23 protein-coding genes are annotated in these 23,370 nt (G+C 37.8%); 11 read left to right on the forward strand and 12 right to left on the reverse strand.

Annotated features, from left to right (window positions below; all coding sequences use genetic code 11):
* The first annotated feature begins 21 nt into the window (after window positions 1-21).
* Window positions 22-291 carry a hypothetical protein gene (locus tag AB657_RS00560; RefSeq protein WP_047244725.1) on the forward strand — a complete coding sequence of 90 codons (270 nt, stop codon included), beginning with the start codon at window positions 22-24 and terminating at the stop codon, window positions 289-291.
* Window positions 292-345: 54 nt separating this feature from the next.
* On the opposite strand, the gene AB657_RS00565 is transcribed toward AB657_RS00560, so the two are convergent.
* The 6 genes from AB657_RS00565 to AB657_RS00585 form a co-directional block, all read right to left on the reverse strand.
* A complete protein-coding gene (locus AB657_RS00565) occupies window positions 346-1,038 on the reverse strand; it encodes a DUF4369 domain-containing protein (protein ID WP_047247698.1) in 693 nt (230 codons plus the stop codon).
* 65 nt (window positions 1,039-1,103) lie between these two features.
* Window positions 1,104-2,378 (reverse strand): DUF819 family protein, encoded by a 1,275-nt coding sequence (locus AB657_RS00570; RefSeq protein ID WP_047244726.1) that lies wholly within the window; start codon window positions 2,376-2,378, stop codon window positions 1,104-1,106.
* 34 nt (window positions 2,379-2,412) lie between these two features.
* Window positions 2,413-3,216 carry a Cof-type HAD-IIB family hydrolase gene (locus AB657_RS00575; RefSeq protein WP_047244727.1) on the reverse strand — a complete coding sequence of 268 codons (804 nt, stop codon included), beginning with the start codon at window positions 3,214-3,216 and terminating at the stop codon, window positions 2,413-2,415.
* A 97-nt stretch (window positions 3,217-3,313) separates the two neighbouring features.
* Complete coding sequence (locus AB657_RS17775) at window positions 3,314-3,481, reverse strand: Arc family DNA-binding protein (protein ID WP_084696354.1); 168 nt, start codon at window positions 3,479-3,481, stop codon at window positions 3,314-3,316.
* A gap of 26 nt (window positions 3,482-3,507) precedes the next feature.
* A complete protein-coding gene (locus tag AB657_RS00580; RefSeq protein ID WP_047244728.1) occupies window positions 3,508-4,359 on the reverse strand; it encodes an SPFH domain-containing protein in 852 nt (283 codons plus the stop codon).
* Window positions 4,360-4,435: 76 nt separating this feature from the next.
* On the reverse strand, window positions 4,436-6,703 hold the full coding sequence (locus AB657_RS00585; RefSeq protein WP_047244729.1) for a transglycosylase domain-containing protein: 2,268 nt from the start codon (window positions 6,701-6,703) through the stop codon (window positions 4,436-4,438).
* A gap of 89 nt (window positions 6,704-6,792) precedes the next feature.
* Between AB657_RS00585 and AB657_RS00590 the strand changes: the two genes are divergently transcribed.
* A complete protein-coding gene (locus tag AB657_RS00590) occupies window positions 6,793-7,566 on the forward strand; it encodes a S1/P1 nuclease (RefSeq protein WP_047244730.1) in 774 nt (257 codons plus the stop codon).
* A 231-nt stretch (window positions 7,567-7,797) separates the two neighbouring features.
* On the opposite strand, the gene AB657_RS00595 is transcribed toward AB657_RS00590, so the two are convergent.
* Both AB657_RS00595 and AB657_RS00600 read right to left on the reverse strand, forming a co-directional pair.
* The gene (locus AB657_RS00595) at window positions 7,798-8,403 is read right to left on the reverse strand and encodes an alpha-ketoglutarate-dependent dioxygenase AlkB family protein (protein WP_047244731.1); all 606 of its coding nucleotides are present in this window, start codon (window positions 8,401-8,403) and stop codon (window positions 7,798-7,800) included.
* Window positions 8,403-9,275: an AraC family transcriptional regulator gene (locus AB657_RS00600; RefSeq protein ID WP_047244732.1), complete on the reverse strand. Its 873-nt coding sequence runs from the start codon at window positions 9,273-9,275 to the stop codon at window positions 8,403-8,405. Before AB657_RS00600 ends, AB657_RS00595 begins: the two co-directional genes overlap by 1 nt.
* Window positions 9,276-9,493: 218 nt before the next feature.
* On the opposite strand from AB657_RS00600, the gene AB657_RS00605 reads away from it, so the two are divergent.
* Window positions 9,494-10,078 (forward strand): hypothetical protein, encoded by a 585-nt coding sequence (locus AB657_RS00605; RefSeq protein ID WP_047244733.1) that lies wholly within the window; start codon window positions 9,494-9,496, stop codon window positions 10,076-10,078.
* Between the two features lie 54 nt (window positions 10,079-10,132).
* On the opposite strand, the gene AB657_RS00610 is transcribed toward AB657_RS00605, so the two are convergent.
* Together AB657_RS00610 and AB657_RS00615 are read right to left on the reverse strand one after the other, a co-directional pair.
* Window positions 10,133-10,492, reverse strand: coding sequence for a DoxX family protein (locus AB657_RS00610; RefSeq protein WP_047247699.1), 360 nt, complete (start codon window positions 10,490-10,492; stop codon window positions 10,133-10,135).
* 2 nt (window positions 10,493-10,494) lie between these two features.
* On the reverse strand, window positions 10,495-11,133 hold the full coding sequence (locus AB657_RS00615; RefSeq protein ID WP_047247700.1) for an MOSC domain-containing protein: 639 nt from the start codon (window positions 11,131-11,133) through the stop codon (window positions 10,495-10,497).
* Window positions 11,134-11,417: 284 nt separating this feature from the next.
* Here AB657_RS00615 and AB657_RS00620 point away from each other — a divergent pair, with 284 nt between their 5' ends.
* Together AB657_RS00620 and AB657_RS00625 are read left to right on the forward strand one after the other, a co-directional pair.
* Window positions 11,418-13,016: a solute:sodium symporter family transporter gene (locus AB657_RS00620; RefSeq protein WP_047244734.1), complete on the forward strand. Its 1,599-nt coding sequence runs from the start codon at window positions 11,418-11,420 to the stop codon at window positions 13,014-13,016.
* A gap of 80 nt (window positions 13,017-13,096) precedes the next feature.
* On the forward strand, window positions 13,097-13,909 hold the full coding sequence (locus AB657_RS00625; RefSeq protein ID WP_047244735.1) for an inositol oxygenase family protein: 813 nt from the start codon (window positions 13,097-13,099) through the stop codon (window positions 13,907-13,909).
* Window positions 13,910-13,979: 70 nt separating this feature from the next.
* Here AB657_RS00625 and htpG read toward each other — a convergent pair whose 3' ends face one another.
* On the reverse strand, window positions 13,980-15,866 hold the full coding sequence (gene htpG, locus AB657_RS00630) for a molecular chaperone HtpG (protein WP_047244736.1): 1,887 nt from the start codon (window positions 15,864-15,866) through the stop codon (window positions 13,980-13,982).
* 451 nt (window positions 15,867-16,317) lie between these two features.
* On the opposite strand from htpG, the gene AB657_RS00635 reads away from it, so the two are divergent.
* Both AB657_RS00635 and AB657_RS00640 read left to right on the forward strand, forming a co-directional pair.
* Window positions 16,318-17,328, forward strand: a complete 1,011-nt coding sequence (locus tag AB657_RS00635) for a 3-oxoacyl-ACP synthase III family protein (RefSeq protein WP_047244737.1) — start codon at window positions 16,318-16,320, stop codon at window positions 17,326-17,328.
* Window positions 17,329-17,593: 265 nt separating this feature from the next.
* The gene (locus tag AB657_RS00640; RefSeq protein WP_047244738.1) at window positions 17,594-17,953 is read left to right on the forward strand and encodes a CoA-binding protein; all 360 of its coding nucleotides are present in this window, start codon (window positions 17,594-17,596) and stop codon (window positions 17,951-17,953) included.
* Window positions 17,954-17,964: 11 nt separating this feature from the next.
* On the opposite strand, the gene AB657_RS00645 is transcribed toward AB657_RS00640, so the two are convergent.
* A complete protein-coding gene (locus tag AB657_RS00645) occupies window positions 17,965-19,458 on the reverse strand; it encodes a sodium:solute symporter (RefSeq protein WP_047244739.1) in 1,494 nt (497 codons plus the stop codon).
* Window positions 19,459-19,526: 68 nt separating this feature from the next.
* Between AB657_RS00645 and recR the strand changes: the two genes are divergently transcribed.
* The 4 genes from recR (at window position 19,527) to AB657_RS00665 (ending at window position 23,360) form a co-directional block, all read left to right on the forward strand.
* On the forward strand, window positions 19,527-20,147 hold the full coding sequence (recR, locus tag AB657_RS00650; protein WP_047244740.1) for a recombination mediator RecR: 621 nt from the start codon (window positions 19,527-19,529) through the stop codon (window positions 20,145-20,147).
* 91 nt (window positions 20,148-20,238) lie between these two features.
* Window positions 20,239-21,594, forward strand: a complete 1,356-nt coding sequence (locus AB657_RS00655) for a dihydrolipoamide acetyltransferase family protein (RefSeq protein ID WP_047244741.1) — start codon at window positions 20,239-20,241, stop codon at window positions 21,592-21,594.
* Window positions 21,595-21,677: 83 nt separating this feature from the next.
* Window positions 21,678-22,454 (forward strand): 3'-5' exonuclease, encoded by a 777-nt coding sequence (locus tag AB657_RS00660; RefSeq protein WP_047244742.1) that lies wholly within the window; start codon window positions 21,678-21,680, stop codon window positions 22,452-22,454.
* Entirely contained in the window at window positions 22,455-23,360 is a 906-nt protein-coding gene (locus AB657_RS00665) for a carboxypeptidase-like regulatory domain-containing protein (RefSeq protein WP_047244743.1), read from the forward strand.
* Window positions 23,361-23,370: the final 10 nt, after the last annotated feature.

A 23,370-nucleotide genomic window follows, 5' to 3' on the forward strand; every position in this document is an offset into this window, starting at 1 on the left:
TTTGTTAAAAATTAAAAGAAAATGGCAAGTATAAAAAATCTAAAAAAAGATATTAATAATGTACTGGGAGACATTATTGAAGGTGTTTATATAGTTGAGGAAACCAATGGAGAAAAACACTCAAAAGAAGGTACCGCAATTATTGATGAGGCTATCAATGTTTTTGATGAGTTGATCGCCAAGGTTAACCAAAATGATATTGACAATAAAAAAGCCCATTATAAAGAGGTAAGGGCAGAGTTGGAAACAAAAGCGAATAGCTTAATAGAAAAACTGAACAAACTAGGATAACTCTAGTTGGTTTTAGAATAAAAAAGCATCCTTTTTAGGATGCTTTTTTATTGCTTATTTTTTAAGTAACTCTTTAAGTTCTTTGCCATACTTAGAGTTTGCTACTTCTGGTGTTAATACTTCATAAATAGAATCCAAGTATTTAACGTTCGCATCGGGAATCTCTTTAACAGCAATATAGGGAGCTATGTAAGAGTCTTTGTTATTAAGGGCAAAATTTATGGAGAAAGCATAGCCCTTTTGGGTGTTTTTGGCACTGGCACGTTCTAGTGAATCTATAATCGCTTGGTCTAACGGTTTTTCCGCTTGCGAGGCTTTGAGTATAATTTCAAGGTTTCTTTTGTTGATGTTCGATAAGGCTTTTCTGTAATCCTCCAATTTATCGTGCGAACTAGATCCTGTAATTTTTGCGTTCGTGTCAAAAGTGTTCCAATCGGTGTTTATGGTAATGATACCGGGTTCTGCAAAAAATGTAATACGATCGTTAACATCGTTGTTATCCTTTTTGTTCAGATATAGGTAAAAAATTTCCGGGCTTTCCAAATCGGCGGTCAGACTAAAACTTCCATCCCCATCAATTTCTAAAGAATCAACGGTAACCAGACTAGAGTCCACCAAATGTTGTAGGTATAAAGTACCTTTTTTTAAGCCTTTTACTTTTCCGTTAACAACCAAGGAGCCCTCTTTTTTGGTATCGCAAGACATTATTACAAGAAAGGCGCTAAGGATAAAAAGTAATTTTTTCATTGAATTTATTTTGGAGGCAAATATCATTAAATTTTTAGAGAAAATATAGTTCGTAAACGGAAATGCTATAAACTAGAGGCGACTTCCATTAAATAGGCACAAAGCAATGCCCCGCCCGTACCTACCACATATCCCAACACCGCCAATAATACTCCAACGGAAGTGAGGGATGGGTGAAATTCCGCCGCCACTACAGGGGCGGAAGCAGCCCCCCCTACATTGGCTTGGCTACCCACTGCCAAAAAGAAGTAAGGTGCTTTAATAAGCTTGGCAACTAAAACAAGTAGCCCTGCATGAATAGCTATCCATATGAAGCCAACAGCTATTAGTCCAGGGTTCTCCAATACTTTGCCCAAGTCCATTTTCATGCCAATGGTTGCAACTAAGATGTATATGAACACACCACCGATCTTACTGGCGCCTGCGCCTTCATAGTTTTTGGCTTTGGTGAACGACAATAATATACCGGCACATGTGGCAATAACGACCATCCAAAAGAATCCCGACCCCAAGAAGCTAAGAAAACTTTTAGTATCACTGATGGCTTCAAAATTAGAGGTTAAATAAGAGCTTAAATAATCTCCGAAAAAATGAGCCAGTCCTACAGCCGAAAAAGCCAAACAAAGCATGATCATGTAGTCGTGTAAGGTAGGTACTCTGGTAATTTTTTCGGTAAAGGCGGTAACCTTGACTTTTAAGGTTTCAATAGCCGAGGTATCAGCTTTTAACCATGTATCTATACTTTTTGTTTTTCCTACCCCTAATAGTACAATAGCCATCCATACATTGGCCACAACAATGTCTATTAAGACCATGCCTCCATACTTTTCTGGATTGTATTGAAATATCTCTAGCATGGCCGCTTGGTTGGCCCCCCCGCCGATCCAACTACCGGCAATGGTTGCGAGTCCTCTCCAAATAGCGTCAAAATCATTGCCACCAACGGTCTCAGGTGAAAAAATGGAAACTAAAAGAATAGCAATAGGTCCTCCGATAATAATGCCTACGCTACCCGTTAAGAACATTATAATAGCCTTTGAACCTAGGTTGCTGATAGCTTTAAGGTCAATACTTAGGGTCATTAAAACAAGGGCGGCAGGTAATAGGTACCTGCTGGCCATGAAATAGAGATTAGAGGTTTCATCTGAAATTAGACCGCTACTGGCCAATAATGCCGGTAACAGGTAACACATGAGTACCGCGGGCACAATGGAATAGAATTTTTGCCAAAATCCTTTTTTTATGCTCGAGGTATAAAAAATAAAGCCCAAGGCCAAAGCCAATAAACCAAAAACAACGGTATCGTTCGTAATTAAGGGTTGTGTTAAAGAACTGTTCATGGAGAAACTTAAAAATGTTATTTCTCAAATATAACTAAATATGCAGATGTTGTTGAATATATAGGGCAACACCGTCTTCTGTATTGTGTGAGGTAATAAAATCGGCACTGTTTTTTACCTCTTCGCGCCCATTGGCCACGGCCACTCCACAACCTGTATTGACCAACATTTCCAAATCGTTATAATTGTCACCGAACGATATAACGTCGTTAAGTGTTTCGTCATCGGCAAGTATTGATTTTATGGCCGATAATTTTGAAACGGATTTTGGTGAAATTTCGATAAGTGTATCGTTAGAACGGTAAATGTTCAGTTCATTTTGGAATTGGGTATTTAGCTGGGGCATAAGAATGTCTGCAGTTTCTTTTGTGCCCATAATCATAATTTTGTGCGCGCCTACGTTTTTGTCTTCCCATTCCAAGATAGAATTTTCGGTAGAATTAAAAGTGGGGCGGGTCTTGGTATACTTTATTTCTTTTTCTACCCTTTCGGAGGTTTTTGGTACATGCCAATCGTTATAAGCATATAGGCCAAGGTCTACTTTAAGAGGTTCTGTTAACTTATGTATGTCGCGGACAACAGTAAGGGGAATACTAACGGAGTGTATTACTTTGTTTTCATGTAGTACCAAAGCACCATTGTAACAAATAATGGGCTGATTTAAAATTCCAAGGTTTTCTTGTATATAATACATGCCACTGGGCATTCTGGCCGATACCAAAATGATTCTGGTCGTGTTTTTTATTCTCTTTATTTCAGAAATGGTGAACTCGGAAACATCACTTTTTGTAGATAATAAAGTTCCGTCCAAGTCAGAACATAATACTTTATACTTCATTGAAATAGGCTAACGGTTAATTTGTGACAAAGGCAAATTAACAAATTAAGAAACAATACTCTTCAGATTTTTTACTGAAGTCCAAATATCGTTTAAATTAATCGTCCTGTTTCTTTTTAGGGGCTCTTTTGGCATCTTTAAGGCTTTTCATTAACATCCATTCTATCTGCCCATTGGTACTACGAAATTCATCCGCCGCCCATTTTTCGATAGCCTTTAGCATATCTTCACTTACCCGTAAAGCAAAAGCCTTTTTTTTACTCATTTAATTATATAGGGCTATTTTCGTTTTTAGTGGTTTAATGTTCCGGCATTTACAATAGGTGACGCATCTTTATCAGAACAGAGTACTACCATTAAGTTGCTTACCATGGCAGCTTTTCTTTCGTCGTCCAAAATTACTATTTCTTTTTGACCCAATTCTTCCAAGGCCATTTCTACCATGCTAACGGCACCTTCGACAATTTTATGTCTGGCGGCCACAATGGCGGTAGCTTGTTGTCTTTTTAACATGGCATTTGCTATTTCTTGGGCATAGGCCAAATAGCCGATTCTTGCTTCTAAAACTTCTATGCCGGCCATAGAAAGTCTTTCCTGAACTTCTTTTTCAAGTGCTTCGCTTACTTCGTTTACACTGGAGCGTAAGGTGATGTCCTCGTCCAAACCTTCATCCGCAAAATTATCGTAAGGATACATGCTTGCCAATTTTCTAACGGCGGCATCTGTTTGTACGCGAACAAAATTTTGATAGTCGTCTACCTCAAAAGCAGCTTTATAGGTATCGGTAACACGCCAAACAAGAATAGTACTTATCATAACAGGATTTCCTAGTTTGTCATTTACTTTTAATCTTTCACTATCAAAATTACTGGCCCTTAACGAGATTTTCTTTTTAGAAAACAAGGGATTTACCCAAAAGAGCCCGTTGGCCTTTATGGTGCCTACGTACTTACCAAATAATAGTAAAACGCGCGAGCTGTTCGGGTTTACCAAAACAAACCCCGGTACACAGCACATTGCTATAACTATCAATAAAATACCTACATAAATTTTTAGTAGGGCGACGCCTGCTGCCAATAGAATGAATAGAACAAAGAGCATGATGTAGCCGTTAACGGGACTGTATTGTTTTTCGCTGGACATATTTGTGATATTAAAATGATATCATAAATATATTAAATTAATTTTAAATGGTAATTGTTTTTCGATTTTAAGTGATTTATGCCTTGTTTTTAAATTTTTTGGTCTTTTTCTTGTTGGGGTTTTTAAAGAGCCGCTTAAAAAAACCGTCCCGTTTTATAGGTTCGCAATCGAGCAGCTGTTTAACATGGTCGGTCGGAGCAGGAAATTTGGCTTGGGTAAGGTAGTTAAGCTCTTTCTGTTTGTTCATTTTCTGTAGCATAAGGGCAAACATGGGCAAGGCGGCATTGGCCCCTTGTCCCAAACTGGTGTTTTTAAACCCTATTTCATGGTTGTCTAACCCGACCCAGGTAAGATGTATCATCTTAGGGGTAAGTGCTACGAACCAGGCATCTTTATTGTTTTGGGTAGTTCCGGTCTTGCCCGCAATATCGTTCGGTAATTTATATATGTTTCTAATTCGTGATGCGGTACCCGAATTAATGGTCGCCTTCATGATTTCTAACATTATTTGGGCATTCTCTTTTGAGAAGGCGGCAGTCTCACTTTTTTGAGGTTCAAACTCTGCCAAAACATCACCGGTATCAGAGACTATTTTTTTGATTATAAATGGTTCTATATAGTGCCCGTCGTTTAAGTAGGTAGTATATGCCCTGGCCATTTCTGTCATTTTTATTTCACCGGTACCCAAGGCCAAAGAGGGTTCTTTGGGCAACGGTTCTTTTATTCCCATTCTTTTGGCCTGATCTATTACATTGTCTATTCCTGTTTCTTCAAGAACCTTTACGGCAATGGTATTGACCGAGTTGCTCAGGCCTTGTTCCATAGAGTAGTTTAAGTAGGTCTCATCTTTATCTGCGGAATTGCTTGGTGACCAGCCTTTTAAATTTTGATATTCTACTTCTTGTGCAGAGAAGTAGGTGCAGGGAGGAATCCCTTTTTCAAGGGCGGCCGTGTAAACTATGGGTTTAAAAGTAGAACCTACTTGGCGCTTGCTTTGTGAGATATGGTCATATTTAAACTGTCTAAAATTAATACCGCCGATCCACGTTAGTACTTCTCCCGTTTTGGGGTTTAAGGAGAGGGATCCCGTATTCAGAAATTTCATATAATGTTTAATACTGTCCATAACGCTGATATTTTTTTCAATATCATCTCCCCAAGATTTTAATACGATAGGTCTGGTGGTTCTTTTGAGGCTATCTAAAATTTGAGCATCCTTTAATCCCGTTTTTTTTAAACGGAGATAGGCAGGTGTTCTTCTGGCAATTTTATCGATTAGGCCTTTGTTTGTTTTCCACGGGGCATTTTTACCATAACTCCTTTCAAAATCATTTTGAAGTTTTGTCATATGTGCTACCATAGACTCTTCCGCCATTTGCTGTAGTTTATAGTTCAGGGTGGTGTATATCTTTAGTCCAGAAGTGTAAATGTTAAGGTCTGCGCCATTTTTATTCTGCTCTTGGATCCAGCGCAACATTTGCTTGCGGACCTGTTCTCTAAAATAAGGGGCTGTTCCAGAACTATAATCATAGTCTCTATAATCCAGGTTAAGTTTGCTGTTCTTTAAATTTTCCCATTGGGCATTGGTCAAAAAACCGTTGTTTAACATAGCGTATAGTACTAGATTTCTCCTTTCCATACTCTTTTCAGGGAAAATACGTGGATTGTAGCCATATGTAGCTTTTAACATACCTACCAAAGTAGCGGCCTGCGTAATGGAAAGATCTTTTGTTCTGGTATTAAAGAATTTAAGGGAGGCACTTTCTATGCCAAAAGTATTATCACCAAAAGACACGGTGTTGAGGTAATGGGTCAGAATTTCATTTTTACTGTAAATAGCTTCCAGTTTTTTGGCAATGAACATTTCCTTTATCTTATCTACAACAATATTTGTTTTGTTCCGATCTCTTCTCGGATAAAGATTTTTGGCCAATTGTTGGGTAAGGGTGCTGCCCCCGCCGGCAGATTCATCTCCCATGAGTACGGTTTTGACACCAACCCTAAAAAGACTGCGATAATCTATACCCGAATGCTCGTAGAACCTTTCGTCTTCTATAGAAACGAGTGCTTGTAACAGATGCTCTGGAAATTCTTCAAAAGTAATGGGCTGTCGGTCGTTTAAGTAGTATTTACCAATTAGTACACTATCGGCGGTAAATACTTCTGAGGCTACCTGATATTGAAAGTTGGCTAGTTCTTCTTTACTGGGAATTTTACCCCAGGCACCTATATATATACTACCGATAAAAGTGCCGACCAATAACAATAGTGTTGTTACTATCAATGTTAAGTACCTTATAATAGGTGATTTTATTTTGAAGAGGGTAGATTTCGTCTTTTTCATATATGCAAGATCTTATTAAAATTTAAGCTAATGCTACTTTTAACAATACCTTAAAATTTGAAGTTATATTTTTGACTAAAATTATTTTCATGAAAAAGCTTACGTTTCTATTGTTTTTAGTGGTTCATATTTCATTTGCCAATGACATGGTGTGGTCAAAAACAGGTCATAGGGTAGTGGGCGATGTAGCACAGGAATATTTGACCCGTAGGGCCAGAAAAGCTATAGATAAATTATTGAACGGTCAAAGTTTGGCGGCCGTTGCCAATTTTGGGGACGAGATAAAGGCGGACAGAAAATATAAGGAGTTTAGTGCGTTGCATTATGTAAATTTTCCAGCTGATAAAGATTATAAAGATGTGGAGCCGAGTAAATATGGTGATTTGGTAACAGGTATAAATAAATGTATTGAAGTTATCAAAGACCCGTCAAGTAGTACCGAGGACAAAACATTTTATCTTAAGTTTTTGGTGCACTTAATAGGAGATTTACACCAACCTATGCATATTGGCCGTGCAGAGGATAAGGGAGGAAACGATATACAGGTTCAATGGTTTGGAAGGGGAAGCAACCTGCACAGGGTATGGGACTCGAATATGATAGACGATTATGGAATGAGTTATACCGAACTGTCGGATGCCCTGCCAAAGCTTTCAAAAGAAGAAATAAAACAACTGCAAGCAGGTACCATTTATGATTGGATAGAGGAAACCCAAGAAATTACCAATAAAGTATATGACTCTGTCGAGGTGGGAGAAAAACTGGGCTATCAATACGGATATAAATGGTGGGGTACCGTAGAGAACCAATTACTAAAAGGAGGTATACGTTTGGCAGCTGTACTGAACGATATATTCAAATAGATTATCACCGGCTCTCTTTTTTCTACATGCAGCTTTTATAGTAGTTCTCTTTATATAGAAAACATTGTCTTAATCACTTATTAATTAAGAAGGCCGTAATTTTTGGCATGACCTTTGAAATAATTTAACTAGTTGACGATAGGTAAATTAAATGAGGCGCACCCCTTGTTTAAAGATAGTCGTCACTAAGCTTAAACGGTGTAAAAAAATCGGTTCCCACAGCCGATTTTTTTATTTTATGATTCTAAAGGTGAGGTTAATACGTTCCCCGACGGGTTTGCTTGTTTTTGGTACCTGGTGTTTCCAGAAATGTTGTGTTTTCCCCTTCATTACTAAAAGGCTACCATGTTGTAGTACCCATGTATGTTTTAGGTCTGGAACTGTATTGTGTTTTAAATGAAAAAGTCTATCTGCACCCAAACTCAATGAAGCAATAACAGGGTTTTTTCCCAATTCCTTTTCATTGTCCGCGTGCCATCCATTACTGTCTTTTCCGTTGCGATATAGGTTAAGAAGGCATGTGGTAAATTTATAAGGGCAGTATTGTTCTTGTTCTATCTTCTTTTTTAATTCCGTTAACTCTGGGGTAAACAAATGGGGCCGCATGGTTATGTTGGAGTAAGAGTAAGGTTTGTTGTTATTTGCATATAGCGCGGTAAGGCGAGGTTGTGCGTAGACCTTTCCAAAAACCTTTATATCGTCTTGTTGCCAAGGAGTGTTTGCCCTCAGATGCTTAAAAAAATCGTCAGCAACTTTTTTATTTAAAAATTCGGGACAATAAAAAATCTCACTATCCGGAAGTTCAAGGTCTTTAAATAAGTTGCTTTCTACGGTCATTAGACCAAAACAGTTTTTAGTTCGTTTCGGTACTCACTGGGGTTTTGGCCCGTAAAGGCTTTAAAGGACTTGTTAAAGTGCGAGAAGTTGTTAAAACCACACTCAAAACAAACCTCTGTAATACTCATAGGCTTTTCTGCCAATAGTTTTGAAGCGTGTACCAACCTGTATTCATTTACAAATTGCACAAAAGTTTTGTTTGTAATCTTTTTAAAGTATCTACAGAAAGATGGTATGGTCATACTGACCATAGATGAAATTTCTTCCAGAGTAATCTCTTCTTTAAAGTTATTTTTAACATGGTTGAAAACGATGTTTATACGGTCGTTGTCCTTTACATCCGTTTCCAGAGAAAAACCTGTGGCATTTAATAACCTTAATTCATCCGAATTTCCTAGTTCGTTCAGAATGTTCAAAATACTTAGAAGGCGTTGAAAATCTGTCTGATACTCCAATATCTCCATCTTATCGCCAATTTTTCTTTTGGTTTTACCATAAAAGGCAATACCCCCACTGGCCGCTTTAAAAAGACTTTCGATTTTTCGCATTTCGGGAATTTTAAAAAAATCGGTCCCCAAAAAGTCCATTTTCATTTGTATGACCGTTTCACTGGTATTTCCTGTAAGTGCATCGGTAAAACCACAATGTGGTAAATTACTACCGATCAAGATCAGGTCTCCATCGGTATAATAAGATACATGGCTACCGATTTGTCGTTTGCCAGAACCCCCATTTACGTACACAAGCTCCAATTCTGGATGATAATGCCACACATTGTTCTTGTTTCTTTTATGCTCATCAAATTTTTGATAGGTAAAAGAATGACCAAAATCTGGTTCTATTGCTTCAAAAGTAGGTTTCTGTACAATCATATATAATTGTGTTTGCTTATGTAAAATTAGACAACCCAAAAATAGGGTTGCTTTGCAAAATTAACTCAAATATGTGGAATATTAACTATACGTTATGTGGTTAGTGTCAAGTAGGTTAAAATAGCACATAAATTGGGAAAGTATGATGTAGTGGGGCAGGTAAGACGGGAGTATGTTTGTAGTGTAAATTATTCATTAATCCTTTAAAGTAATTTATCATGAAAAAATTAGTAAAAATTACAACCGTTGTTGCCTTTATGTTCGCTACAGTAGCAGGCATGGCAAAAGAGCCAAAATTGGACTTAGTATCCTTAGGGAAAGCAAAAAGTGTGCTGTTGACCTTGGATGCATCGTCGCAAGGTGTTAAAGTGAAATTAATGGATGCAGATTCTCATATTATATATACTGAGAAATTATCAAATGGCCGTTTTAGTAAAAAACTGAATTTGGAAGGTTTGAAAGATGGCAATTACTATTTATCTACTGAAGACGGATTAAAGCGTTACTATCATACTATCGTATTAAAAGATAATAAGGTTACAATTATGGATTCAAGCGAGGCTGTAAAGCCATTTTTTAGAAAAACAGAGGATAGGGTTTTTGTAAACTTCTTGAACCTGAACAAATCTAAAATTTCTTTAAAGGTATATGATGAGGATGATAGACTTGTTTTTTCTGAAACTGTTGATGATAAAGTAATAGTAGAAAAAGCTTTCAATTTTGCAGGAGCTTATTCTGGAAATTATACTGTAGTTGTTGCTGATAATGCAAATACCTACACTGAACAATTTGTTGTTAATTAAGTTGATTTAAGTTAATTTGATTGAAAGGAGGCTGGAGAGCCTCCTTTTTTTATTTTATAGAGTAAGATATTGGTAGGCCCAGTAAATGAGCAGCAATTGTAAGGGGATCCTTAGTATCAACAACCATGTTGGTATGCCTGCGGCAGCTTTTTTGCTACTTAACATATAAAAGTGTACCAAAAGAAAAAGGATCAACATCGTGACCAAGCCATAAACGGAAAGATTTTTTGTTGGTGAAAAACAAACGCCCAGCCCTAGTATTATTTCACACAGCCCACTTAAATACACCAAAGTTTTATGATAGGGTAAATACCTGGGCATAATTCTCATATACACTCTGGGTTTTATAAAATGCATTAAACCCGCCAAAACATACATTGCGCCCATAAGGTATAGGTGCCAAGGGTATAACAATTTCATTTTATATATTTAAGAAATCGGTCTTTTTTGTACTGCGGCACCGATTCATTTTCCATAAACAATTTAAGTAGGTTCTGGGGTTTTTCTTTCATGAATATCAATTCGTAAAACTGTTGTACGGTAAGTGGGTTGTTAGATTCCTCCATTAACTTTAGGTCATCTCCGGCAAAAACCTCTCCTTCTTCAATTATTTTAACATAGGTGCCTGGATGATTATGGGCTATAAATTCTCTAATAATATTTTGTGTACCAAACTTTACACCCAATTTATAACAGGGTTCTCGCGGTTGTGATACCTGTACCAAGGCCTTTCCTATACGGTAGGTATTTCCGACCCTTATTTTTGATTCGTCCAAACCTTCTATAGTTAGATTTTCGCCGAACATGCCCCAATCCCATTCAAGGTCCGGGTATTTTTTTCTCCAAAAAGGATATTGATCAGAAGGGAAAAGATAACAAGCCTTATCAATGCCGGCATGGTGTTTACGGTCTATTACCGTATCGTCCTTAACATCGGTCTTGCCCAAAAAAAGACCATTTGCTGTCGGGTATTTATAAATACCTGTTTTTTCCTCTGCTCCGTTCCACATAAAGCTTTTTGGAGCAAGGCTAATATTTGTAGAAATAACCTTCATATTGTGAAGATAGAAAAATGCACCCATTAAACCCTAGTTCTAAAGTTTTCGATTGTCCATATTTTTTAAGTTAAAAATTTATTTTTTGTAAATATTAATGACTTATAAAATCGTTTTTTTTTTAATAAAAAGGCATTTTATTTGCGTTTTTCTTGGTTTTTCGTTGTTGATCGGATAATTTACTAAAGTGTAAAAAAAACACGGGGAATGGGGGCAAATACCAAGCATAAGTTTGCAAAACCCATTTAAGTATTTGCCAGATATTTTTCATTTTATTTAAATTCATGTTATTCATATCATTTATACTTTTTACGGGGTTTGTCGCATTTTATGCCACGTATAAACTTCGAAAGGATAAGCTGAACACCAAAGATGGTTATTTTCTTGGGGGGCGCTCATTAATAGGTATCGTTATTGCCGGATCTTTGTTGTTGACCAACATTTCTACCGAGCATTTGGTGGGTATGAACGGTTCTTCTTATCGTAATGGGGCAATTATTATAGCATGGGAGGTTACATCTGCTTTGGCTTTGGTTGTCGGAGCCTTGTATTTGGCGCCCAGATATCTAAAAATGGGGTTGACCACCATACCTGAATTTTTAGAGAAACGATTTGACGGACTCACGAGAACCATGGTGGCCCTATTGTTGATCATATCTTTTGTGGCCACTTTATTGCCCATTGTTTTATATACGGGGGCTCTTAACATAGAAGCTATTTTTGAGATATCCGATTTATTGAATGTAAGTCGAGATGATGGAATTGGTATTACGATTTTGATAGTAGGAAGCATCGGGGCCGTCTATGCTATTTTTGGAGGGTTGAAAATGGTGGCCTATACAGATACCATTAATGGATTTGGTCTTCTGGTGGCAGGTCTTCTGGTGCCCGTTATTGCTCTTTTGAGCATTGGAGATGGAAATTTGTTTCAGGGTTTGGGAGAAGTTTTTAACAACAGCCCCGAGAAGTTCAATGTAATTAGTAACGAGCCTGGTATCGGTGATGGCGCCCGTTCCTCTATATTGCCTTTTGAAGTATTGTTTACCGGGCTTATGGTGAATCAAATTTATTTTTGGACCATGCATCAATCCATTATACAAAGGGTGTTGGGAGCGGTGAGCTTAAAGGAGGCACAAAAGGGCTTGTTGTATACCGGGTTATTGAAAATTCTTGTACCATTGATTATTGTTTTGCCAGGACTCATAGGGTTCTATTATTTTGGAGAATCACTTTATGATAATCCGGATAGCGTTTATCCCGAGCTGGTAAAAAAAGTAATGCCTTTGTGGCTAACGGGATTCTTTGTTGCAGTAATGATGGGGGCCATTTTAAGTACGTTCAACAGTGCCCTAAATAGTGCGGCCACGGTTTTTAGCCTTGGTATCTATAAAAGATATTTACACAAAGATGCTTCTGATGGTAAGCTGGTGACAATTGGTAAATGGACCTCGTTGTTATTGGCCATTTTTGCAATAGGTATAGCTCCTTTTGTGGCAAATGCACCAGACGGGCTGTATCAACTTTTACAACAATTGAACGGTATTTTCTTTATACCCATCGCAAGTGTTATTTCTGCAGGTTTTCTTTTTCCTAAAATTTCAGCTTTTGGTGCCAAGGCGGGGCTTGTATTTGGTCTGTTCTTTTATGTGATCATGTACTACTTTATAAAAGTGGATCTACATTTTGTGCACATTTGGGGAATAGAGTTTGTACTAAACCTCTTGGTAATGTACTTGGCATCAATGGTTAAACCCAATACGGAAAAATTTGCGATAAAAAATGCCGAGGTCATAAATCTTAACCCTTGGGCGTATGCCAAACCGTTTAGTATCTTTTTGGTGCTATTTACTGTAGTATTGTATGTTTGGTTGGGAAATGTTTGAAATACAAAGGGTTATAGTTTAATATATGGATATTTAAGCCTAAATTTATATAGAATACAATTAAAAACCAATAGATTGTGATGGAGGAAAAAACATTTAGAAATTACGATGCTCCCGATGTTTCTGCTGCCGTAAAGGAGCATTACAGAAAAATGAGGAAGAACCAAACCTATGATTATGTGCAAAGAATGCACAAAAAATATTTGACCTTCGATAAGCCAATGGATTTGTGGGAAGCTATGCGGCATCTAAACAGTTTAATAGATGTGAGCGATCCGGACCTGGATTTGCCGAACGTGCAGCATCTTATACAAAGTGCAGAAGCCATACGGGCAGATGGTAGACCGGATTGGATGCAATTAACGGGTTTGATCCACGATCTGGGGAAAATAATGTTCATGTGGGGGTGTGATGAAGATGGTACCAGCCAAGCAGAGCAATGGGGTATGGTGGGTGATGTTTTTGTCGTAGGATGCGCTTTGCCGACTACATGTGTCTATCCTGAATTTAATGAGCTAAATGCCGATATGAAAGATGATCGTTATAATACCCCAACAGGTATTTATGAAGAAGGGTGTGGTTTAGATAATCTTGAACTGGCCTGGGGACATGACGAATACTTATATCAAGTATTAAGTAACCATAAAGAGAATACACTTCCAGAAGAGGCTATGATAATGATCCGGTACCATTCTTTTTATCCTTGGCATACAGGAGAAAGTTACTCAGAACTTTTAAGTGAGAAAGACAAAGAGTATTTACAGATAATAAAGGATTTTAATAAATATGATCTTTATACCAAAAGTCAGAAAATTTATGACTTGCAAGATGTCATGGATCATTACAAACCTATTGCCGAAAAATATTTAGGAACAGGCCCTATATATTGGTAATCTTGCTGGTCTGTAAAATAAAAAAGCCGTTTCATTTTGAAACGGCTTTTTTGGTTCTTGATATAATGGTTTATTTGACCATGTCGTAACTACGTTTAATAAACTCCGTTAATTCGGCACCCTTTAGAAGGCCTTTTGAGAGTTTAGCAAGATCTAACGATTGATTGATCAATCGTTCTTTTTTCTTCGCAGTTTTAGTGTTTAGAATTTCACTTACCAACTCATGGTTGGTATTTACGATTAAATTATACATCTCTGGCATATTGCCCATACCGAACATACCACCACCGGTTTGCTGCATTTCTTTCATTCTTCGCATAAATTCCGGTTCTGTGATTATAAATGGTGAAGCATCGCTGTCCATTGCTTCCAATTGTACGGTATAATTACTTTTTTCTCCAAACACAGCTTCTAGATCCGCCTTTAACTTTTCTTTTTCCTCGTCGGATAGTTTAGAAATTTGTGTATCTTCTTTTTGTATCAATTTGTCAATAGGGTCTGCATCGACCCTTGCGAAAGAAATCTTCTCTTTTGAAGTCTCCAATTTTTGCATCAAATGACTTATGATAGGGGAGTCCAGTAACAGAACTTCGTACCCCTTATCTTTCGCGGCCGCTATATAACTATGTTGGGCTTCTTTGTCCGATGCATAAAGAATAACCAGTTTATCGTCTTTGTCTGTTTGGTTTTCTTTGATCTTGTCCTGTAGCTCTTCAAAAGTATAGAATTCGCCATCTACTGTGGGATACAATGCAAATTTGTCGGCTTTTTCAAAGAATTTGTCCTCTGAAAGCATTCCGTATTCAATAACAATTTTGATATCGTTCCATTTAGATTCAAAATCTTTACGGTTGTTCTTGAACAGCGAACTAAGTTTGTCGGCAACCTTTCTGGTGATGTAAGAAGAAATTTTCTTTACTGCACCATCCGCCTGCAAATAAGACCTTGAAACATTTAAGGGGATGTCGGGAGAATCGATAACACCACGTAACATGGTCAAGAATTCCGGTACAATACCTTCCACGTTATCGGTAACAAAAACCTGATTTTGATATAGTTGAATTTTATCCTTTTGAATGTTCAGGTCATTGGTAAGTTTTGGAAAATATAGAATGCCTGTTAGGTTAAAAGGATAATCAACGTTAAGGTGAATATGGAACAATGGTTCATCGAATTGCATCGGATATAGCTCCCTGTAGAAAGATTTATAATCTTCATCCTTCAGGTCTGCTGGCTGTTTGGTCCATGCCGGATTAGGATTGTTGATGATATTGTCTACCTCTTTGGTCGGTGCAGGGTCTTCTTCTTTTGCTCCTTCCGGTTTTGGCAAAGTTTCCGTTTTGGTACCGAACTTTATGGGTACCGGCATAAACTTGTTATACTTTCTTAAAAGCTCGCTTATTCTGTGATCTTCTAAAAATTCGGTAGAATCATCGGCAATATGCAAAATGATTTCTGTTCCACGCTCCTTTTTGTCCGATGCCTCTATCGTAAAATTGGGAGAACCATCACATGACCAATGAACAGCTGGTTCATCTTTAAAACTTTTAGTGATTATTTCCACTTTGTCCGCTACCATAAAGGCAGAATAGAAACCAAGACCAAAATGGCCTATGATACCTGCATCTTTGGCAGAGTCTTCGTATTTGTTCAAAAACTCTTCGGCACCAGAGAAAGCGACTTCGTTAATGTATTTTTTTACCTCTTCTTCCGTCATGCCCAATCCTTGGTCTATGACATGAAGTTTTTTTCCTTCTTTATCTACCTTAATCTCAATGATAGGGTTGCCATACTCTACCTTGGCTTCTCCTATAGAGGTCAAGTGCTTTAGTTTAAGAGTGGCATCCGTTGCATTGGAAATCAATTCCCTAAGAAAAATTTCATGATCGCTATACAAGAATTTCTTTATCAATGGAAATATATTGTCTACCGAAACATTTATTTTACCTGTAGCCATTTTATATGTTTTTTATATTAATAAATCTATAGCCATGATTGGCAAAAAAAGTACCATAATGTATATCAGTGACAAACTGACACATAGTTGATTTGAAAGTTTAACATAAATATTGTTTAGTTTTTTTGGTTAAAAGTTAAACAATACGTATATTAAGCTGTGATTGGGAAGAAATGCTATGAGAAAGTTCTTGCTGTAATCACGTTTTGTTATTTATTAGGTTAGGTTGTTTAAAAACGCGCTTTCTATGAAAAGCGCGTTTTTTTAGTTAATGTAGAAAGTTGGTACAATTGTTTGGTTCGTGATTTTGTATCAGAAAAAATGACAATTCGTTATCGGTAAAAGTATATGTAGTAAACCAACTAGTTTATCATAAAAAAAGCGATCATTTAGTAAATGTTGTTATATTGCGTTGCTAGTTCAATGTCAATACTAGTACAAAACACATCATATGTACAATTCAAAAATAACCGGGTTAGGCTATTATGTACCGGAAAATGTAGTCACCAACGATGATCTGTCTAAAATCATGGATACCAATGATGCTTGGATTCAAGAAAGAACGGGTATAAAAGAAAGGAGGCATGTTGTTAGGGGGGATGGAGACACTACCACTACAATGGGGGTGAAAGCCGCTAAAATTGCAATAGAGAGGGCAAAAATAGATAAAGACGATATAGATTTTATTGTGTTTGCTACCTTGAGTCCAGATTATTATTTCCCGGGTCCCGGGGTTTTGGTGCAGAGAGATTTAGGAATTAAGACCGTAGGTGCCCTAGATGTAAGAAACCAATGTTCCGGTTTTATATATGCGCTTTCCGTTGCCGATCAATTTATAAAAAGTGGGATGTATAAAAATGTTCTTGTAATCGGTTCGGAACTGCATTCGCATGGTTTGGATATGACTACAAGGGGAAGAGGAGTTTCGGTCATTTTTGGCGATGGAGCCGGGGCTGCCGTTCTAAGTAGATCGGAAGACGATGGGAAAGGAATTCTTTCATCGCATTTACATTCTGAAGGGCAACATGCCGAAGAGTTGTCTTTGATCGCCCCGGGTATGGGCAAAAGATGGGTGACCGATATTATTGAAGACAACGACCCTAATGACGAATCTTATTTTCCGCATATGAACGGGCAATTTGTATTTAAGAATGCAGTAGTACGTTTTAGCGAGGTGATTATAGAAGGGTTAAAAGCAAACTCTTTAAAACCGGAGGATATTGATCTATTGGTGCCGCACCAAGCAAACTTGAGGATATCACAATTTATTCAGAACAAGTTTGGTTTAAATGACGATCAGGTCTTTAACAATATTATGAAGTATGGCAATACGACAGCGGCGTCCATTCCGATTGCCCTTACCGAGGCATGGGAATCTGGTAAGGTGAAAGAAGGTGATTTAGTGGTATTGGCAGCATTTGGCAGTGGGTTTACATGGGGTAGTGTTGTTATTCGTTGGTAAGCAAAGACCCTAATTTTTTGCTGCGGGTTTCCGTAGACAATAATTGTAGTTTATATAAAAAGCAGAACCCAGACATATGTCTGGGTTCCTTGCTGATAAGCTATACTAAACACTAACCATTAACTATAAATATATAGCGATATCAACTCTATTTATACTTTTAACGGGTTAAAAATAATCTTATTACTAATTCTTACGTCTATATAAAGACGTTTTTTTTTAAAAATGTTACAGAATCAGTAAAATTTAACAACTTATTAATAAAATGAAAAAGACTCTTGTTTTTGGAGCATCCCTAAAACCTGATCGTTACAGTAACTTGGCAATACATAAACTTCTACGTAACGAAATAGAAACCCGAGCTTTTGGCATTAGATCCGGAGATATCGGGGGCGTGCAAGTTAAGACCAATTTAAGTGAATTCCAAGATATTCATACGATAACATTATATCTTAATCCATTAAGACAGAAACAGTATTACAATGACATAATCGGCTTGCAACCGAAACGGGTTATTTTTAACCCTGGAACGGAAAACCCTGAATTCTATAAAATGTTAAGGGAGAACGGCATTAAGGTAGAAATTGCATGTACCCTGGTTTTGTTGGCCACCGATCAATATTAACATTATTCTATCTATTGGGGTCGGTTGCCTGTTTCCAATGTTGTTTTCTCTTTGTCCCTAATTAGCCATAACCCTATAAAGGTAATTAGTCCGTTTAAAGGTAACAGCTCGTATCCAAATTGATACCCGGACAAAAGTTCTGGAGGTATTTTTGCAAGTATCAAAACAATTAAAACCGATGCAAGGGCCACCATCCAAACATATTTATCCTTTATTTGGTGCTTGGTGAAAATTCCAAAAGAAAAAAGGCCTAGTAGCGGACCGTATGTATAGGAGGCCACTGTTAAGAGCCCATCGATGACATTTCTGTCCAATACATATTTAAAGGTGATAACTACGATGATCAATAACACGCTCATGCCAATATGGGTCTTGCGACGTATTTTCTTTGCCTCGACCTCGCTTTTCTTTCCAGTTCCCAAAAAATCTACGCAAAAAGAGGTGGTCAAAGAGGTGAGCGCACTATCCGCACTACTGTATGCGGCGGCGATGAGACCTAACATAAAAGTAATGGCGACCGTTATCCCCAAACCACTGTTCAGTGCAATTTCTGGAAACAGCAAATCAGATTTTGGGCTACCGTCCATTAAAGGTATCGCTATTTGATATTTTTCTGCATAAATAAACAGAAGGGCTCCCAGCAACATAAAAACAAAGGTAACGAATACAAGTACAAAACTAAAGGAGACCATGTTTTTTTGAGCATCCTTTAGGTTTTTACAGGTAAGGTTCTTTTGCATCATATCCTGATCCAGACCGGTCATGCAAATGGTGACGAACATACCGCCTAAAAAGGATTTTACTAGATGGTTTTTAGCGAAGAAATCTTCGGTAAAAAAAGTTTTGCTGTACTTGGATAATTCGGTGGACCCCAGAAAATCGCCTAGGCTCCATTCTAATTTGTTCAATATAAAGTAGATGGACAATCCTACTGAGACCAACATAAATAGCGTTTGTAAGGTATCCGTCCAAACAATGGTTTTTATACCACCTTTAAAGGTGTATATCCAAATTAATAGTATCGAAAGAATAACGGTAATCTCAAAAGGTACGTTCCAATTGTCGAAAACAAACTGTTGCAAGACTATAGCGACCAAAAACAACCGGAAAGCGGCACCCAAAACCCTAGATATGAAAAAAGAGATGGCGCCCACTTTATAGCTCACAAATCCGAAACGTGTATCTAGATACTCATAAATAGAAGTAACATTTTGCTTGTAATAAATAGGTAAAAGAACATAAGCGGTTACCAGATACCCCAAAAAATAACCGAAAACTACTTGCATGTAGCTGAATTGGGAAGCATCTACCCACCCGGGAACCGATATGAAAGTTACTCCGGAGAGCGAGGCTCCAACCATACCAAAGGCTACTAAATACCATGGCGATTGTTTTCCGGCCTTAAAAAAATCTTCATTGGAGTCGTTCTTTCCTGTAAAATAGGAGATTAATAAGAGTACAATAAAATAACCGCCGATTAATAGCAGTATATGAAAAGCAGTCATCGCAAATAATTTAAGAGCAAAGTACAAAAAGCAAAAATAGTGTGTAATTTTACCCTAAACTTATCTGAATGGATTTTTCTTCAAAATTATTAGAAAATGCGGTTCATGAAATGTCTCAATTGCCCGGTATAGGTAAGCGGACTGCCTTGCGTTTGGTGCTTCATATGTTAAAGCAACCTGAACGGCAGACCGAAGAACTGTCCAACGCCCTGCTAAAGCTGAGAAGTGCCGTTCAGTTTTGTGAAAATTGCCACAATATTTCAGACACCGCCCTCTGCGAAATTTGTGCAAATCCGAAAAGAGATAGCGAATTGGTCTGTGTGGTAGAGGATATACGAGATGTAATGGCGATAGAAAACACAGGGCAATATAGAGGGTTGTATCATGTGCTTGGTGGTAAAATATCGCCGATAGAGGGTATGGGGCCACAAGATTTAAAGATAGCCTCGCTTGTAGACAAGGTAAAAAAGGGAACAATTAAAGAGCTTATTTTTGCGTTAAGTTCCACGATGGAAGGTGACACGACCAACTTTTATATATTTAAGCAAATCGAGGGGTTCGAAGTGCGAACATCAACCATTGCAAGGGGTATAGCGGTTGGTGATGAATTGGAGTATGCCGATGAGGTGACCTTGGGTAGAAGTATATTGAACAGGATTCCTTTTGAAGGATCCTTGAATAAAAATTGAAAAATGTAATATTGTTGCAAAAACAACAAATAGCTTCATATTTTATTATTTTTGCAAAAAATATATTCAAAAAGGGATTTATATTATTGATATGGCAAAATTTGAATTGAAATTACCAAGAATGGGAGAGAGTGTTGCAGAAGCAACGTTGACCTCTTGGTTAAAAGAAGTTGGGGATACTATAGAAATGGACGAAGCGGTATTTGAAATCGCTACCGACAAAGTAGATAGTGAAGTGCCCAGCGAGGTAGATGGAGTTTTGGTCGAAAAGTGCTATGAAGTGGACGATGTGGTCAAAGTAGGGGATGTTGTGGCCGTTATAGAGGTAGAGGGTGAAGTTGAAACCGTTGTAGATAATTCGGACAGTGCAGATAACTATGAGGCAGAAGAAATGGTTGCTGCCGCTGAAGAGGCATTGGTGGCGGCAAAGGAGACCGTAGGCAGTCCTATACCTGATTATTCAAATTCAGAACGGTTTTATTCACCATTGGTGAAGAATATAGCAAAACAAGAAGGTATTTCTTTTGCCGAGCTGGAAGCTATTACCGGAAGCGGTAAAGAAGGAAGGGTTACCAAAAACGATATATTGGCGTATGTAGAGACTAGAAAAAACGGTAGTGTTGCAAGCGTTGCCCCTGATCAGAAAAAAGAGACGGCACCAGTGGCACCTGTAGTTAAAGAGGTTTCTGCGCCTGCGCCTTCTGTGGCTAAAGACAAGGCTCCGGTGAAGGTGGCATCGGGCGATGAGGTTATTCCCATGTCCAGAATGGGCAAACTTATAGCCAAACACATGTCGGAGAGTGTGTCGACTTCTGCGCACGTTCAAAGTTTTATAGAGGTAGATGTTACCAATATTGTAAATTGGCGTAATAAGATGAAGGTCGCCTTTGAAAAGCAAGAAGGTGAAAAATTGACATTTACCCCTATTTTTATGGAGGCTGTAGCCAAAGCTTTAAAGAAATATCCGATGATGAATATTTCGGTAGATGGCGATACGGTAATAAAGAAAAAGAATATAAATATAGGTATGGCGGCCGCACTTCCAGATGGCAACCTTATTGTTCCCGTAATAAAAAATGCTGATCAGTTAAACTTGGTGGGCATGGCCAAAGTGGTCAATGATTTGGCACACCGCTCTAGAAACAATGCCTTAAAGCCAGATGAGGTGCAAGACGGTACCTATACCGTTACCAATGTAGGTACTTTTGGAAGTGTTTTTGGCACTCCGATTATTAACCAGCCGCAAGTAGGGATCATGGCTTTGGGGGCCATTAGAAAAGTTCCGGCCGTAATAGAAACAAAAGAAGGTGATTTCATAGGGATTCGAAATAAAATGTATTTGTCGCATAGTTATGACCACAGGGTTGTCAACGGTGCCTTGGGCAGTATGTTTGCAAAGGCCGTTGCAGATTATTTGGAAGCCTGGGATGTTGATAGGGAAATATAAAAGTACCTGGTTCTTTATGAATAATTGGTGGTTTCATTTTCATAAGACCATCTAAAAACTATCTTTGTCAAAAGCCCTTAATAATGGAATTAAAGCTTACCAGACCAATTTGTTTTTTTGATCTAGAAACTACGGGAACCAATGTTGCCAAAGATAGAATTGTAGAGATTTCTATCTTAAAGGTATATCCTAATGGTAATAAGGAAAGTAAGACATGGTTGGTAAATCCAGAAATGACTATTCCCGAAGAGGTCGTTGCCATTCACGGTATCTCTAATGAGAAAGTAGCCAATGAGCCAACCTTTAAACAACTTTCAAAAGAAGTTTATAACATGATAAAGGATAGTGATCTGGGAGGCTTTAACTCGGATCGTTTCGATATTCCTTTATTGGCGGAAGAACTTTTAAGGGCGGGTATCGATTTTGATATGAAAAATACGGTATCGGTCGATGTTCAGACTATTTTCCATAAAATGGAAAAAAGAACGTTGGAGGCTGCCTATAAGTTTTATTGTGACAAGGATCTGGACAATGCGCACAGTGCAGAAGCGGATACAACGGCCACTTATGAGGTTTTGTTGTCGCAGCTAGATCGTTATCCTGAATTGGAAAACAACATAAAGAAGCTATCCGAATTTTCTAGAAGAAGGGAGTTTGTGGATTTTGCAGGGTTCATTGCCATGGATGAAGATGGAGAGGAGGTATTCTCTTTCGGAAAACATAAAGGTAAGAAAGTGCGTGAAGTACTCGATAACGAACCAGGGTATTTTGGGTGGATGTTAAACGCTGATTTTCCTTTATATACCAAAAAAATACTTACTCAGATAAAACTAAGCGCATTGAACAATAAATTAAGTTAAATGCGGGTCTTTATACTTCTGTTTATAGTATTTGGGTCGGTAAGGGCGCAAGAAGTACTTTTTGAAGGTCATGTTTTTGAAAATGGGAGTAATAAGCCTATACCCTATGCGAATATTAGTTTTTTAAATTCCTTAAAAGGTACTTCTAGTAACGAAGAGGGGTATTTTTATTTAGATATTCCGGAATCTTACTTGGATAATAAAGTGCATATTTCTTCCTTGGGTTTTAAAGATATCATAGTATCGGCCCAAAAGATTAAAGAGTTGGGCGAAATACGAATGATCGAGGATACATATGAATTGGACGAGGTTGTAGTTTCCCATAGTTTGGGAGACTCGCAGGTACTAAACCCCATCAGCTCTTATAGTATAAAAAGCGGTTTTACCTCTGCCGCGACACCTTGGGTGTTGGCCCTGTACTTTCCTAATGTTAGCGCCTCAAAGAAATATTTGGAAAAAGTGACCATTTATGTTCAGAAAAATACCAATTTTAGTCGAAAATCAAAATTTAGACTTCGTGTCTATAATGTAGATGAGGTTACAAAGAAGCCAAAGGGCGATCTATTGAGGAAAAGTATGGTGCTGGAGTCGGATCCGGAGAAGGATTTTGTAAGTATTGATATGTCGGCATTCGGAATAAAAATTCCCAAAGAGGGCATTTATATAGGATTGGAGTGGCTTTTTTTGCCATATAACTGGTACACGGTAGGCTATGAACATCCTATAACCAAAGAAAAGGTTCTGGAAGATTATTTTGCGCCCACATTTGCCGCGGTATATCAAAAGAATCAAAATTATAGAACCATGGTCTATGGTTTGGGAGAGTGGTCCGATTTTGCAATAAAGGCGCAAGGTAATAGAGAGAATCTAGTACCGGCCATTAGTATAAAATTGTCTAAAAAGTAATATTGTAGTA

It is taken from the genome of Maribacter thermophilus (assembly GCF_001020565.1).
Taxonomy (GTDB): domain Bacteria; phylum Bacteroidota; class Bacteroidia; order Flavobacteriales; family Flavobacteriaceae; genus Maribacter; species Maribacter thermophilus.

What these genes read in the sequence shown, in the direction of transcription:
- AB657_RS17775 (WP_084696354.1), bottom strand. Translation starts at nt 3,481, where the DNA reads ATGAGTAAAAAAAAGGCTTTTGCTTTACGGGTAAGTGAAGATATGCTA.
- AB657_RS00640 (WP_047244738.1), top strand. Translation starts at nt 17,594, where the DNA reads ATGAAAAAGACTCTTGTTTTTGGAGCATCCCTAAAACCTGATCGTTAC.
- AB657_RS00625 (WP_047244735.1), top strand. Translation starts at nt 13,097, where the DNA reads ATGGAGGAAAAAACATTTAGAAATTACGATGCTCCCGATGTTTCTGCT.
- AB657_RS00590 (WP_047244730.1), top strand. Translation starts at nt 6,793, where the DNA reads ATGAAAAAGCTTACGTTTCTATTGTTTTTAGTGGTTCATATTTCATTT.
- AB657_RS00585 (WP_047244729.1), bottom strand. Translation starts at nt 6,703, where the DNA reads ATGAAAAAGACGAAATCTACCCTCTTCAAAATAAAATCACCTATTATA.
- AB657_RS00595 (WP_047244731.1), bottom strand. Translation starts at nt 8,403, where the DNA reads ATGACCGTAGAAAGCAACTTATTTAAAGACCTTGAACTTCCGGATAGT.
- AB657_RS00605 (WP_047244733.1), top strand. Translation starts at nt 9,494, where the DNA reads ATGAAAAAATTAGTAAAAATTACAACCGTTGTTGCCTTTATGTTCGCT.
- recR (WP_047244740.1), top strand. Translation starts at nt 19,527, where the DNA reads ATGGATTTTTCTTCAAAATTATTAGAAAATGCGGTTCATGAAATGTCT.
- AB657_RS00660 (WP_047244742.1), top strand. Translation starts at nt 21,678, where the DNA reads ATGGAATTAAAGCTTACCAGACCAATTTGTTTTTTTGATCTAGAAACT.
- AB657_RS00580 (WP_047244728.1), bottom strand. Translation starts at nt 4,359, where the DNA reads ATGTCCAGCGAAAAACAATACAGTCCCGTTAACGGCTACATCATGCTC.
- AB657_RS00570 (WP_047244726.1), bottom strand. Translation starts at nt 2,378, where the DNA reads ATGAACAGTTCTTTAACACAACCCTTAATTACGAACGATACCGTTGTT.
- AB657_RS00600 (WP_047244732.1), bottom strand. Translation starts at nt 9,275, where the DNA reads ATGATTGTACAGAAACCTACTTTTGAAGCAATAGAACCAGATTTTGGT.
- AB657_RS00560 (WP_047244725.1), top strand. Translation starts at nt 22, where the DNA reads ATGGCAAGTATAAAAAATCTAAAAAAAGATATTAATAATGTACTGGGA.
- AB657_RS00665 (WP_047244743.1), top strand. Translation starts at nt 22,455, where the DNA reads ATGCGGGTCTTTATACTTCTGTTTATAGTATTTGGGTCGGTAAGGGCG.
- AB657_RS00645 (WP_047244739.1), bottom strand. Translation starts at nt 19,458, where the DNA reads ATGACTGCTTTTCATATACTGCTATTAATCGGCGGTTATTTTATTGTA.
- AB657_RS00655 (WP_047244741.1), top strand. Translation starts at nt 20,239, where the DNA reads ATGGCAAAATTTGAATTGAAATTACCAAGAATGGGAGAGAGTGTTGCA.
- AB657_RS00635 (WP_047244737.1), top strand. Translation starts at nt 16,318, where the DNA reads ATGTACAATTCAAAAATAACCGGGTTAGGCTATTATGTACCGGAAAAT.
- AB657_RS00565 (WP_047247698.1), bottom strand. Translation starts at nt 1,038, where the DNA reads ATGAAAAAATTACTTTTTATCCTTAGCGCCTTTCTTGTAATAATGTCT.
- htpG (WP_047244736.1), bottom strand. Translation starts at nt 15,866, where the DNA reads ATGGCTACAGGTAAAATAAATGTTTCGGTAGACAATATATTTCCATTG.
- AB657_RS00620 (WP_047244734.1), top strand. Translation starts at nt 11,418, where the DNA reads ATGTTATTCATATCATTTATACTTTTTACGGGGTTTGTCGCATTTTAT.
- AB657_RS00575 (WP_047244727.1), bottom strand. Translation starts at nt 3,216, where the DNA reads ATGAAGTATAAAGTATTATGTTCTGACTTGGACGGAACTTTATTATCT.
- AB657_RS00615 (WP_047247700.1), bottom strand. Translation starts at nt 11,133, where the DNA reads ATGAAGGTTATTTCTACAAATATTAGCCTTGCTCCAAAAAGCTTTATG.